This window comes from Streptomyces sp. NBC_00513, assembly GCF_041431415.1.
In the GTDB taxonomy this organism is placed as follows: Bacteria; Actinomycetota; Actinomycetes; order Streptomycetales; family Streptomycetaceae; genus Streptomyces.
The window spans coordinates 6,754,802-6,766,870 of the sequence record NZ_CP107845.1; the positions used below are offsets into that span (position 1 = coordinate 6,754,802).

13 protein-coding genes are annotated in these 12,069 nt (G+C 72.0%); 8 read left to right on the forward strand and 5 right to left on the reverse strand.

All coding sequences use genetic code 11. The features are described from left to right. Positions 1-126: 126 nt before the first annotated feature. The gene (locus tag OHA84_RS30535) at positions 127-1,476 is read right to left on the reverse strand and encodes a lysine N(6)-hydroxylase/L-ornithine N(5)-oxygenase family protein (protein ID WP_266968754.1); all 1,350 of its coding nucleotides are present in this window, start codon (positions 1,474-1,476) and stop codon (positions 127-129) included. A gap of 248 nt (positions 1,477-1,724) precedes the next feature. Here OHA84_RS30535 and OHA84_RS30540 point away from each other — a divergent pair, with 248 nt between their 5' ends. The 4 genes from OHA84_RS30540 to OHA84_RS30555 all read left to right on the forward strand — a co-directional run bounded on the left by OHA84_RS30540 (position 1,725) and on the right by OHA84_RS30555 (position 5,608). Further along, the gene (locus OHA84_RS30540) at positions 1,725-2,672 is read left to right on the forward strand and encodes a methionyl-tRNA formyltransferase (RefSeq protein ID WP_266952402.1); all 948 of its coding nucleotides are present in this window, start codon (positions 1,725-1,727) and stop codon (positions 2,670-2,672) included. 169 nt (positions 2,673-2,841) lie between these two features. Beyond that, entirely contained in the window at positions 2,842-3,954 is a 1,113-nt protein-coding gene (locus tag OHA84_RS30545) for a MarR family transcriptional regulator (RefSeq protein WP_266968752.1), read from the forward strand. A 141-nt stretch (positions 3,955-4,095) separates the two neighbouring features. Beyond that, positions 4,096-4,917, forward strand: coding sequence for a class I SAM-dependent methyltransferase (locus tag OHA84_RS30550; RefSeq protein WP_266952405.1), 822 nt, complete (start codon positions 4,096-4,098; stop codon positions 4,915-4,917). Beyond that, positions 4,904-5,608, forward strand: coding sequence for a M24 family metallopeptidase (locus OHA84_RS30555; protein WP_266968750.1), 705 nt, complete (start codon positions 4,904-4,906; stop codon positions 5,606-5,608). Before OHA84_RS30550 ends, OHA84_RS30555 begins: the two co-directional genes overlap by 14 nt. An 80-nt stretch (positions 5,609-5,688) precedes the next feature. Here the strand turns inward: OHA84_RS30555 and OHA84_RS30560 are convergent, their stop codons facing one another. Next, entirely contained in the window at positions 5,689-6,015 is a 327-nt protein-coding gene (locus tag OHA84_RS30560) for a putative quinol monooxygenase (protein WP_266952409.1), read from the reverse strand. Between the two features lie 169 nt (positions 6,016-6,184). Beyond that, the gene (locus tag OHA84_RS30565) at positions 6,185-6,925 is read right to left on the reverse strand and encodes an IclR family transcriptional regulator (protein ID WP_266952410.1); all 741 of its coding nucleotides are present in this window, start codon (positions 6,923-6,925) and stop codon (positions 6,185-6,187) included. 228 nt (positions 6,926-7,153) lie between these two features. Here OHA84_RS30565 and OHA84_RS30570 point away from each other — a divergent pair, with 228 nt between their 5' ends. Together OHA84_RS30570 and OHA84_RS30575 are read left to right on the forward strand one after the other, a co-directional pair. Then, a complete protein-coding gene (locus OHA84_RS30570) occupies positions 7,154-9,235 on the forward strand; it encodes a SpoIIE family protein phosphatase (RefSeq protein WP_266952412.1) in 2,082 nt (693 codons plus the stop codon). Between the two features lie 229 nt (positions 9,236-9,464). Next, positions 9,465-9,824, forward strand: a complete 360-nt coding sequence (locus tag OHA84_RS30575) for a PRC-barrel domain-containing protein (RefSeq protein ID WP_266952414.1) — start codon at positions 9,465-9,467, stop codon at positions 9,822-9,824. 63 nt (positions 9,825-9,887) lie between these two features. Here OHA84_RS30575 and OHA84_RS30580 read toward each other — a convergent pair whose 3' ends face one another. Both OHA84_RS30580 and OHA84_RS30585 read right to left on the reverse strand, forming a co-directional pair. Continuing rightward, positions 9,888-10,121, reverse strand: a complete 234-nt coding sequence (locus tag OHA84_RS30580; RefSeq protein WP_053678698.1) for a DUF6296 family protein — start codon at positions 10,119-10,121, stop codon at positions 9,888-9,890. Positions 10,122-10,354: 233 nt separating this feature from the next. Further along, positions 10,355-10,759, reverse strand: coding sequence for a DUF5997 family protein (locus OHA84_RS30585; protein WP_266968747.1), 405 nt, complete (start codon positions 10,757-10,759; stop codon positions 10,355-10,357). Between the two features lie 58 nt (positions 10,760-10,817). Between OHA84_RS30585 and OHA84_RS30590 the strand changes: the two genes are divergently transcribed. Both OHA84_RS30590 and OHA84_RS30595 read left to right on the forward strand, forming a co-directional pair. Then, positions 10,818-11,618 carry a LysR family substrate-binding domain-containing protein gene (locus tag OHA84_RS30590; RefSeq protein ID WP_266952417.1) on the forward strand — a complete coding sequence of 267 codons (801 nt, stop codon included), beginning with the start codon at positions 10,818-10,820 and terminating at the stop codon, positions 11,616-11,618. A gap of 14 nt (positions 11,619-11,632) precedes the next feature. After that, the gene (locus OHA84_RS30595) at positions 11,633-11,965 is read left to right on the forward strand and encodes a YnfA family protein (RefSeq protein ID WP_266952418.1); all 333 of its coding nucleotides are present in this window, start codon (positions 11,633-11,635) and stop codon (positions 11,963-11,965) included. The last annotated feature ends 104 nt before the right edge of the window (positions 11,966-12,069 follow it).

The window sequence follows — 12,069 nt, forward strand, 5'->3', positions numbered from 1 at the left end:
GTTTCCTTTCACGGGACTGCGGGCGTGCGGGAGTGCGCGGTGCGGGCGTGCGCGGTGCGGGCGGGTGTACGTCGCACCGGCCCGGCGCGCCGTGCGGGCGCCGGGCGGGACTGTGACGACGAGGCCCTAGAGCGGGGAGCCGATCTCGTCGGCGGCGCGGCGGGGTCCGCCGGCGGGCTCCGGGCCGCGGTCCACGATCGACCCCAGGATGTCCCCGACCCGGACCGCCGTGTTCGACAGCAGGGACGAGGTGATGCCGTGGGTGTGCTCGGTGCCGCCCTGGAGGTATATGCCGCAGCGCAGTTCGGGATCGGTCGTCAGGCGGTAGTCCCGCTCGACCCTGACCCGACCCTGCTCGTCCAGCAGGCAGTACCGGCCGACCTCGCCGAGGAGGGCGAGCGCGTCGGCCGAACGGTAGCCGGTGGCGTAGATCAGCACGTCGGCGTCCAGATGGGTCCGCTCGCCGGTGACCAGCGACTCGACCGTGGCGAGCACCTTGTGGGGCGTCTCGACCACGTCGGTGAGTCGGGAGACCTTGAGGAAGCGCAACCGTTCGGTGCCCAGGACCTTCTCCTGGTACTGCTGCCGGTAGAGGTCGTCGATGAGGTCGATGTCCACCACGGAGTAGTTGGTGTTGGCGTGGTACGCGATCAGCTTGCGCTTGACGTCCTCGGGTGCGGCGAAGTACTCGTCGACCGCGTCCGGGTCGAAGATCCGGTTGGCGAACCCGCTGTCGTCGGCGGGGCTGTAGCCGTACCGGGAGAAGACCGCGCAGACCTCGGCCTCGGGGAAGGTGCGGTGCAGGAAGGCCACGTTCTCGGCGGCGCTCTGGCCGGCGCCGACCACGACGAACCGGGACGGGGCGGTGTCCTTGAGCGCGTCCACCCGCGTCAGCAGGTCGGACGTGTGCCAGACGCGGTCCGTGCGCTCGACGCCTTCCGGCATCCGCGGTCGCAGTCCGGTGCCGATCACGAGGTTGCGGGCACGGTGGACCACCGGTTCCGCGCCGGAGCGCGCGATCACGTCCACGTACCGCACCGCGCCGTCGACCACGACGGGCCGTACGGCGATGACCTCGTGGCCGTACGACACCATGTCGTCGACCTTGGCCGCCGCCCACTCGAAGTAGTCGTGGAACTCCACGCGCAGCGGGAAGAGGTTCTTGTGGTTGACGAAGTCGATCAGCCGCCCCCGGCTCTGCAGGTAGCAGAGGAAGCTGAACTCGCTCGTCGGATTGCGCAGCGTCACCAGGTCCTTCAGGAAGGAGACCTGCATGGTGGCGTCGTCGATCAACATGCCGCGGTGCCAGCCGAAGCGGGGCTGCTGCTCGAAGAAGTGGGCCGTGACCGCCCCCTCCCTGCCGACGCTCGCGTTGTGCTCGCTCAGTGCGATGGCCATCGCCACATTGGACGGTCCGAAGCCGATTCCAATCAGGTCGTGGATCAATGGCGCATCGTCAGGAAGAGCTTGTGACATGTCACTCCCATCGGGGGGCGGCCGCTTGCCAGGTGTGAGGGGGGAACAGCGGAAGCGAGGCATGACGACGTGCGACTGCCAGCGAAACTTAGGTTAGCCTAACCTGATCCTCAACCCCTGTCGATGGGGCGAGAGGCCCCCTTCCCGGTGAATTTCGCGTTCAACCAACCCAGGATATGGGGGCGTTGCGTAGTTAGGTAAGCCTTGCTTTACTGGAGTCAATCCATCATTCTTCTGAGGAGGACCGCATGCGGGTCGTCATGTTCGGGTACCAGACCTGGGGACATCGCACTCTGCAGGCGCTGTTGGACTCCGAGCACGACGTGGTGCTGGTCGTCACGCACCCCAAGAGCGAGCACGCCTACGAGAAGATCTGGAGCGACTCGGTCGCCGACCTCGCGGCCGAGCACGGAGTGCCGGTCGAGATCCGCAACCGCCCGGACGACGAGGAGCTGTTCGCCCGCCTCAAGGAGGCGGATCCGGACATCATCGTCGCCAACAACTGGCGCACCTGGATCCCCCCGCGCATCTACGACCTGCCGCGCCACGGCACCCTGAACGTGCACGACTCGCTGCTCCCCAAGTACGCGGGCTTCTCCCCGCTGATCTGGGCCCTCATCAACAACGAGTCCGAAGTGGGCGTCACCGCCCACCTGATGGACGAGGAACTCGACGCCGGGGACATCGTGGTCCAGCAGGCGGTCCCGGTCGGCCCGACCGACACCGCGACCGACCTGTTCCACAAGACGGTCGACCTGATCGCCCCGGTCACCGTGGGCGCGCTCGACCTGATCGCCTCCGGCCGCACCGAGTTCACCAAGCAGGACCGCTCGCTCGCGAGCTTCTTCCACAAGCGCGCCGAGGAAGACGTCCGGATCGACTGGAACTGGCCCGCCGAAGACCTCGCGCGCCTGGTCCGGGCCCAGTCCGACCCCTACCCGAGCGCCTTCACCCACCACCGGGGCAAGCGCCTGGAGATCCTGGCCGCCGTGGTGTCCGAGGCCAGGTACGGGGGCACCCCCGGCCGGATCTTCTACCGCGAGGGCGACGGGGTCGTCATCGTGGCCGGCGCCGACGCGCGCACCGGCCGCAATCACGGACTCGCCGTCACCCGGGTCCGCACCGAGGACGGCCGGGAACTGTCCGCGACGGAGTACTTCACCTCCATGGGTGGATATCTGACCAGTCGGCCCTGAGTGGCCGCACGCCGAGTCCCCACCGATCGACCGGACGGCGCCCCGCACCGACCACGGGGCGCCGACCTGACCCCTCGCCGCCGCGCGGATCACCGGATCCGTGGGGCGGCGACGTCATTCCGTCGGCGGCGCACTCGGCAACGAACGAACGGGGAATGAGGGAAAGCTGATGGAGCGACAAACGACCACCGGTACGCACGGGGACCCCGTCGGGTCCCCGTTCGTCATCATCGGAGTGGGGAACACCCAGGCGGACTGGGCGCGGGTGCTCGGCGCCCTCACCAACGCCGACCCGACCATCGCTGCTCCGCCGGCGCCGGGGGCCGCCGCACCCGGGGCCACGCAGGAGAGACCGGCACCGGAACCGAATCCGGCGCCCGTCGCCGGTGGCGCCGAACACTGCGGGAGACCGGCCGCGGTGGCGGAACCCAAGAGCGCGACACCGCCCAGCGTCCTCGACCTGAACGCCTACCTCGTCTACGCGATCGGCAAGGCCGCCCGACGCAGACTGACGGCCAAACTGACCGAACACGGGCTGCGCCTGTGGCACCTGACCGTGTTGGCACTGCTGTCCGACCTCGGCCCGCAGTCCAAGGGCACCCTCGCGACGCGTCTCGACATGAACGCCAGCGATCTCGTCAAGATCGTGAACGACCTGAACCGCGCCGGCCACGTCGACTGCACCCGCGACACCGAGGACCGCCGCCGGGTCGTCGTGGACCTCACGGAGAACGGTCGCGCCGCGCTGAGTCGCCTCAACGCTGACATCGCGTCCGCCGACGAGGAGTTCCTGAGCCCCCTGAGCGCCCCCGAGCGCGCCCAACTCGGCTCCCTGCTCCGCCGCGTGCACCGACACTTCGACACCACCCCGTCCCACACCGTCCACGAGGAATCCGGCGGCCCCGTCGCGAACCCCGCGGCGCCCCACCGGGCCGGCGTCCGGTCCGTCGAGGCCCTGCGCATCGACTGGAACCGGTCGGCCGAGGAGATCGGCGATCTCGTCCGGGCCCAGTCCCGTTCCTCCACGGCCGCCTACACGCACCACGGCGGGCGCCGCCTGGAGATCCTGGCCGCCACCGTCACGCCGGACCGGTACGACGGCGCGCCCGGCCGCGTGGTGCGCTCGACCTCCGACGGTCCGGTGATCGTGGCGGGATCGGACGGGCGGTCCGCGCCGGGCCGGGGGCTGGCGCTGCGGCGGGTCCGGACCGAGGACGGTACCGAGATGTCGGCGAGCGAGTACTTCGATCCGCAGCCGGGTGGACTGACGACCGAGAGCTGAACCGGACCGACCCGGAGACTTCTCCAGGTCCACATCTGCGTGGCTCTTGGCTGTTTGGACAAGCATATGCGGCTTGATGTACGAAACAGGATTGCACATGCAGTATGAAGGGAGGCGTGGTTCCCGGTACAGGAGGAGGCGGTGGCGGTGGCGGTGGACGTCCGTGACGTGCGGGGCGGTGCGGGGGACGTGGACCGCGGCGACATCGGTGCGGGCCACGCGCCTCACCGGCGCCCGGACCCGAGGATCGCGCAGTTCGTGGCCGACGCCCTCGGCGGTGCGCGCAGGGTGGTCAACGTCGGCGCGGGGGCCGGTTCGTACGAGTCGGCGGCGCGGGCCGTGACGCCCGTGGAGCCCTCGGAGTCGATGCGGGCACGGCGCGCCGCGGGCCTGCCGCGGGCGGTGGACGCGGTCGCCGAGCACCTGCCCTTCGCCGACGGGGAGTTCGACGGGGCGATGACGCTGTTCAGCGTCCACCAGTGGTCGGACGTGGGGGCGGGCCTGCGCGAGATGCGGCGGGTCACCCGGGGCCCGGTCGTGGTGCTGACCTGTGATCCGGAACGGGTGCGCGACTTCTGGTTGTACGAGTACGCGCCCGAGGTCCTCGACACGGAGGCGCACCGGTATCCCTCCATCGGAATGATGGCCGCGGCTCTGGGCGGTTGTGGGAGTGTGCGGGCGGTGCCGATTCCGTGGGACTGCACGGACGGGTTCAACGAGGCGTACTTCGGGCGTCCGGAGATGTTGTTGGATCCGGCGGCACGGCAGGCGTGTTCGGCGTGGAGCTTCGTGGACGACGGGGTCCGAGAACGCTTCACGACACGGTTGCGGGCGGATCTGGATTCGGGGGTGTGGGACGAACGGTTCGGTCATCTGCGGCGTCGGTCGTTCCACGAGGGGTCGCTCGTGCTCGTGCGCGCGACACCGGAATCGGAAGAGGAACAGTTCCATGGGGGTACCTGATCGGATGGACGAGCAACTGCGCGCACTGGGCCTGGTGGAGGCGCAACGCAAGGCGGTGGCCCTGTTCGCGGAGGTCGAGGCGCGGGGTCTGGTCGTGCCCGGCGCCGGTGAACGGGAGGTCAGCGACGGCATCCGGGACCTGGCCAACGAGATGTTCGGAACCACGAAGCACTGGCACAAGCGGATCGTCCGCTCCGGCCCGCACACGATGTTCCCCTACCGGGAGAACCCGCCCGACCGGATCATCGGGGAGGACGACATCGCCTTCGCGGACTTCGGCCCGATCTTCGAGGAGTACGAGGCCGACTTCGGCCGCACCTTCGTCCTCGGCGACGACCCGGTCAAGCATCGGCTCCGGGACGACCTCGCCCGGGTGTTCGCGGAGGGCCGGCAGGCCTTCCGCGAGGATCCCCACATCACGGGCAAGCGGTTGTACGCGGCCGTGGAGCACTCGGCGGCCGAGGCCGGCTGGACGCTCGGCGGCTGGCACGCGGGACACCTGGTGGGGGAGTTCCCGCACGAGCTGATCGACGGCGCCAAGGTGGAGTCCTACGTGACCCCGGACAACGACCATCCGCTGCGCCGCACCGACCGGGCCGGGTGGCGCTGCCACTGGATCCTGGAGGTTCACCTGGTGCACGGGCCGGGCGGCTTCGGAGGCTTCCACGAACAGCTCCTCGACCTCGCGTAGGCCCCCTCGCGCGGTGGTGGTCATCGAGCTGACGCCCCTCGCGGACGGACCGCCGGGGCCGCCCACGGCGACGGAGGGGCTCAGGGACGCGGGGAGAGTTCGGCCATGGCGCTCCAGCCCTGGCCGGGCACCTCGACGTTGATGATCTCCGGGGTCGAGGCGATGGCACCGGCCAACGTCTCCATCCCGGCCTTGAAGTGCTCCGACGCCACGTGCGCGGCCCCCGCCTCGGCATCGGCGAAGGCCTCCAGCAGGGTGTACTTGTTCGGGTCGTCGACGCTGCGCGACCAGTCGTAGAACAGGTTGCCCGGCTCCGCGCGGGTGGCCCGGGTGAAGTCGTCGACGAGCGTGAGCCAGTCGTCGCTGTGCTCCGGACGGACGTCGAACCTGACGGCTATGAAGATCATGGGCACCAGCCTGGCACCCGATGCCCGCCACCGCACGCGGGACCGGCCCGCTTTCCGACAGGCTCGGAAAGCGGCGCCCCGACAGCCGCGGAACGAGACCCCGGCGCCGCCCGAGCCCCACGGCCCGGGAACCCGGCCGCCCGCGCCGCCCGCGAACCGGCCGGCAGCCTCAGAGCAGGCCCGCCGCGCGGGCGAGCGCGCCCCGGACCTCCTCGGGGCGCCGCCGGTACTCCCGGGTCGGCAACGACACCGACAGCGCGTGCACCGCGTCGTCACCCCGGGGCCGCTCCGCCGGCAGGGCGACGGCCACACAGGTGTACACGGGGTCGGCCTCGCCCACCGAGACGGCGTAACCCTGCCCCCGCACCCGGGACAGCTCCGCCTCCAGCGACTCCGCGCTGGTGATGGTGGCCGCGGTCAGGCGTGCCATGCCGTGTTCCGTGAGGTAGCGCCGGCGCAGCGTACGGGGGAGCTCGGCGAGCAGCGCCTTGCCGTGCGCGGTGGCGTGCGCACGCGTCTCCCGCCCCGGCGTGAAGGGGTTCTCGGTGTCCGTCACGGGAGCCGTCGTGTCGACCACGGTGATCAGCCCGCCGCGGTACGCGGTGTAGTACGCCTCCGCGCCGGTGGCCCGGCGCAGTCGCGCCAACACGTCGCCGACGCCCGGCGCCGGCTCCAGGTGCCGCAGGTAGCTGCGGTGCAGCCGGGGAATCAGCGGCCCCAGCGCGTAACCGCGCGCCGTCCTTACGAGGTGGCCGCGCTCCGTGAGCGGCGCCAGGAGGTGGTAGACGGTCGAGAGGGAGCACCCCGTCCGGCGGGCCAGTGCCTTGGCGCTGACCGGCCCGTCCGCGTCGGCCACCGCGTCGAGGAGGGCCAGCGCCCGATCGACGGACTGCGGACCGTGGTGCGGCATGGCGGGTTCCCCGGGGGCGAATGGCGACGTACGAGACCTCCCGACCCTACGCCGGCGGGCCCGCGCCCCCGCCGCCCCGTCGGAGGGCCCGGCCACCGGATCGGCGGACCAGCGGCTGCCGGTTCCGCGCGGTGGAGGGAGGATGGAACCCACCCGGCACGCGTGCGTGGGAAGGGAGCGGGCCCAACCGCTGACCTCCGGGCCAGGTGGTGGGAAGGAGCGGCCGGCATGAGCAGTGCTGATGCCGTTCCCCCCGGTTCCGGCGAGTCCGGCGACGCGTTCTTCGCGGAACCGGGCGGGCTCCTGGACGACCTCGGCGTCGCGGCGGTGCTGCTCGACGACATCGGGCGGATCGCGCTGTGGAGCCCACAGGCCGAGGAACTGTTCGGTTACACGGCGCAGGAGGCCCTGGGCCGCTTCGCCGCGCAGCTGCTCGTCGGCGAGGAGCAGCGCGACCACGTCGTGGCCCTGTTCGCGGCGGTGATGGCGGGCGGCGGGCCGTGGGCCGGCGTGTTCCCGGTGTCGCACAAGGACGGCAGCACCCGGTTGGCGGAGTTCCGCAACATGCGACTGGAAGACGCCCGGGGCAAGACGTACGCCCTGGGCATCGCCTCCGACCGGACCGTGCTGCGGCGCGTGGAGCGCAGTCTGGCGCTGTCCCTGGGGCTGGTCGAGCAGTCCCCGATAGGCCTCGCCGTCATGGACACGGACCTGCGCTACGTCCTGGTCAACCCGGCGCTCGCGCGGATCAACGGAATCCCGGCCGAGGAACACCTCGGCCGGTACCTCCACGAGGCGCTCCCGCTCCTGGACTCGGGCCCCCTGGAGGCGGCCATGCGCGAGGTCCTCGACGACGGCGTCCCCCAGCTGAACCGGCTCACCACCGGCCACACCCCGGCCGACCCCGGCGACGAGCGCGCCTGGTCGGTCTCGCTCTACCGGCTGGGCGACTCGGTGGGCCGGGCGATCGGGGTCGCCGCCTCCGTCGTGGACGTCACCGAGCAGCACCGGACCTCCCGGGCCGTCGCCCTGGCCCGGCAACGCCTCGCCGTGATCGCCGACGCGTCCGTACGCATCGGCACCACCCTCGACCTCGACGTGACGGCCCGCGAACTGGGCGACGTCGCCGTCCCGGAACTCGCGGACCTCGCCACCGTCGACGTGCTCGACAGCATCCTCAGGACCGACAAACCCCCCGAGGACCCGCACGCCGACACCGTGCAGTTCCGCGCCCTCGCCGTCACCGCCGCCCGTCCCGGCCCGGCCACACTGGCCGTCGACCCGGTCGGTGAACTCGCCCGCTACGACGCCACCCGCCTGGTCACCCAGTGCGTGCTCACCGGCCGGGCCATCCTCGTGCGGCAGGTCACCGACCAGGAGCTGGTCGGGATCGCCCGGAACCCCGAGGCCGCGGCCCTGCTCGTCGAGGCCGGGCTGCACTCCTACCTCGCGGTGCCCCTGACCGCCCGCGGGGAGGTCATCGGCGTCCTCGGCCTCCAGCGCACCAGCAACCCGACGCCCTTCGACCACGACGACGTCCTGCTCGCCGCCGAACTGGCCGCGCGGGCCGCCGTGTGCATCGACAACGCCCGCTGGTACCAGCGCCAGCGCCGGGCCGCCCTCACGCTCCAGCGCCACCTGCTGCCCCAGGAACCCACCGTCACCCCGGGCCTGGAGATCGCCTACCGCTACCAGCCCGCGGCTGCCGTCGGCGAGGTCGGCGGTGACTGGTTCGACGTCATCCCGTTGCCCGACGACAAGACCGCGCTCGTGGTCGGGGACGTCATGGGCAGCGGCATCAACGCGGCCGCGACCATGGGGCAGCTGCGCACCGCGGCCCGGACGCTGGCCGAGCTGGACCTCGACCCCGCCGCCGTGCTGACCCGACTCGACCACACCACGACCGGCCTCGGGCACACCATGGCCACCTGCGTCTTCGCGGTCTACGACCCGCACGCCAACCGTTGTCGGATCGCCACCGCCGGTCACCTGCCGCCCGTTCTCGTCCGCCCCGGCCGCGACCCCGAACTGCTCGACCTGCCCACCGGGGCACCGCTGGGCGTCGGCGGCGTGCAGTTCGAGGCCACCACGTTCGAACTCGGCTTCGGAGACGAGCTGGTCTTCTACACCGACGGGCTGGTCGAGACCCGGGACGAGGACATCGACGTGCGCCTGCGGGCCCTCACGGCCCTCCTCGCCGACCCGGAGCGCCCCCTGGAGGAGACCTGCGACGTGCTCCTGGGCGCCCTGCGCCACCCCGACGACCGCGACGACGTGGCCCTGCTCATCGCCCGCACCCGCCCGCGCTGACCCCGTCGCCCTCCCCGCCCCCGTCGCCCTCGCTCACGACCCCGCCTTTCCCGTTCGCGGAACTCGTCCCCCACCGAGAACACCCCGCCCCGGGGGCCGCCCGCCTCGCCCGGCCACGCGTACGTGAAGACCTGCTCGCACCTCATCGCGCGAGCATCGCCGCTTGAGCCGCGCGGGACCGGGCAGGTGCCAGGCCGGAGGACCGAAACGACGGCGAAGGAGTGGTTCCATGTCCGGCGACGTATGGGGATACCGCGAGACGTCGGGCCGCTTGCGGGACATCGACCTCACCGGTTTCAAGGTCGAGGCGACCGACGGCCACATCGGCAAGGTGGACAAGCACTCCGACGTGGTGGGCGCGTCGTACCTCGTCGTCGACACCGGCCACTGGATCTTCGGCAAGGAGGTCCTGCTGCCCGCCGGCACGGTCACGCGGATCGACCAGGAGGAACAGCGGATCCACGTGGACCGCACCAAGGCGCAGATCAAGGACGCGCCCGAGTTCGTCAGCGACCGACACCTCACCGACGCGGAGTACCACCGTCAGGTCGGCGCCTACTACACCGGCGGCCCGGAACACCGCGCCTGACCCGCCGGCGCGGCACACGCCGCATACCCGGGCCGCACGGCTCCTCGGAGCCCGTGTCGGGCCTCACTCCGGCCGGCGGGCCACCACGGGGTACTCGGGGTCCTGCTGACCGCCCGAGGCCAGCATCCTGACCTCGCCCTGATCGCTGATCTCCGCGCGAATGATCCCGGTCTCGTCGGCGTACACGGGATGACCACCCGGTCCCGCCTGCGAGGTCCGCGAGACGAGGACCTTGTCCTGCGCCCGCCCCCCGTCCTCGCCGCTCCGGAACACCAGCTCATACCGGTCCTCGTCCACCGCACCTCCCGATCCGTGCCGCCGTCGGCCGTCCCTCCATGGGAAGTCCTCACCCCCGCCGCGTCCATTTCACTGCGGCGATTGGCCCAGAGGGACGCCCACCGACCGGGGAAACGAGCCGGGGAAACGAGCCGGGGGAACGACCGGAGATCCGGTCGCGGAACCGGCCCGACACGGAAACAGCCCCGGACCGTGGTCCGGGGCTGTTCGAGGCGGTGCGGCGTGCCGGGGGCTCAGCCCTCCGGCTGCTCCTGCTGCGCCTGCTTCTGCGCGTTCTTCTCCTTGATGCGGACCGTCTCCTTGCGGACCTCGGCCTGCGTGGCACGCTCCTTCTGCAGCCACTCGGGGGCCTCGTTCTTCAGCGCCTCGATCTGCTCCGTGGTGAGGGCCTCGGTGACCCCACCCCGGGCGAGACCGGCGATGGAGACGCCCAGCTTGGCCGCGACCACCGGCCGGGGGTGCGGGCCGTTGCGGCGCAGCTCCTGGAGCCACTCGGGCGGATCGGTCTGCAGGGCACCCAACTCGCTGCGCGAAACGACACCCTCCTGGAACTCGGCGGGGGTGGCTTCGAGGTACACACCCAGCTTCTTCGCCGCGGTCGCGGGCTTCATGGTCTGGGCGGTCTTGTGCGACGTCATGGAGTCAAGAGTATCGAGCGTGTGCACCACCTCTGACCACGGCCGGTAACCTGGCCCGGTGACAGGCTCGGAAGTACCTCCCTCGTTCCGGCTCGCCTACGTTCCGGGGGTGACACCCACCAAGTGGGTGCGGATCTGGAACGAACGCCTGCCCGGCATCCCGCTGACCCTCGTCGCGGTCGCCCCCGCCGCCGCCCCCGACGCGCTGCGCGCCGGCGAGGCGGACGCCGGATTCGTCCGGCTGCCGATCGACCGCACGGACCTCAGCGCCATCCCGCTCTACACCGAGACCACGGTCGTCGTGATCCCCAAGGACCACCTGGTGGCGAGCGCCGAGGAGGTGTCCACCGGGGACCTGGCCGACGAGATCGTGCTGCACCCCCTCGACGACACCCTCGACTGGGACACCCTGCCGGGTCGGCCCGCGATCGAGCGACCCGCGACGACGGAGGACGCCGTCGAGCTGGTGGCCGCGGGCATCGGCGTACTGGTCGTCCCGCAGTCCCTCGCCCGCCTGTACCACCGCAAGGACCTCACCTACCGGCCGCTGACGGGCGCCCCCGAGTCGCGGGTGGCGCTCTCCTGGCCCGAGGAGGAGACCACCGACCTGGTGGAGGAGTTCATCGGCATCGTCCGCGGACGGACCGTGAACAGCTCCCGGGGCCGCTCCCTGGCAGCCCCCGCGCCCGCGCCGGCGCAGCCGAAGGGCAAGCGCCCGGCGCCCGGCGGAGGCGCACGGGGGGCCGGCGGCGGCAAGACCGGCGGCAAGAACCCGCGCGCTGGCGGCGCGCCCAAGGGCGGCAAGGGCGGCGCCGCGGGCAAGGGCGGCGGCAAGCGCGGCAAGCCGCGCGGCCGCTAGCAGCGGGCGCCCACGTGCTCGTCGCCCGCTCGGTCGGCCTGTTCCTCGCGGCCGCCCTCTTCGAGATCGGCGGAGCCTGGCTGGTGTGGCAGGGCGTCCGGGAGCACCGGGGCTGGGCGTGGATCGGCGCGGGCGTGATCGCCCTCGGCGTCTACGGCTTCGTCGCCACCCTCCAGGAGGACGCGAACTTCGGCAGGATCCTCGCCGCGTACGGCGGGGTCTTCGTCGCCGGCTCGCTGATCTGGGGCATGGTGCTCGACGGCTACCGGCCGGACCGGGCGGACCTGATCGGCGCCTGCCTCTGCCTCGCCGGCGTCGCCGTGATCATGTACGCCCCCCGGGGCTGACCCGTACCGGTTCCCGCCCGGCCGCCGCCCCGCGGGCCGACGGCCCGGTGCGGCCCGCCGCGCCCGTCCGGTCACGCCGTGCCCACCCTGCCCGGCGCGCCCGG

Coding starts and splice junctions, on each gene's coding strand:
- OHA84_RS30565 (WP_266952410.1), bottom strand. CDS start 6,925: ATGCCGCACCACGGTCCGCAGTCCGTCGATCGGGCGCTGGCCCTCCTC.
- OHA84_RS30555 (WP_266968750.1), top strand. CDS start 4,904: ATGGGGGTACCTGATCGGATGGACGAGCAACTGCGCGCACTGGGCCTG.
- OHA84_RS30570 (WP_266952412.1), top strand. CDS start 7,154: ATGAGCAGTGCTGATGCCGTTCCCCCCGGTTCCGGCGAGTCCGGCGAC.
- OHA84_RS30535 (WP_266968754.1), bottom strand. CDS start 1,476: ATGTCACAAGCTCTTCCTGACGATGCGCCATTGATCCACGACCTGATT.
- OHA84_RS30575 (WP_266952414.1), top strand. CDS start 9,465: ATGTCCGGCGACGTATGGGGATACCGCGAGACGTCGGGCCGCTTGCGG.
- OHA84_RS30540 (WP_266952402.1), top strand. CDS start 1,725: ATGCGGGTCGTCATGTTCGGGTACCAGACCTGGGGACATCGCACTCTG.
- OHA84_RS30560 (WP_266952409.1), bottom strand. CDS start 6,015: ATGATCTTCATAGCCGTCAGGTTCGACGTCCGTCCGGAGCACAGCGAC.
- OHA84_RS30585 (WP_266968747.1), bottom strand. CDS start 10,759: ATGACGTCGCACAAGACCGCCCAGACCATGAAGCCCGCGACCGCGGCG.
- OHA84_RS30545 (WP_266968752.1), top strand. CDS start 2,842: ATGGAGCGACAAACGACCACCGGTACGCACGGGGACCCCGTCGGGTCC.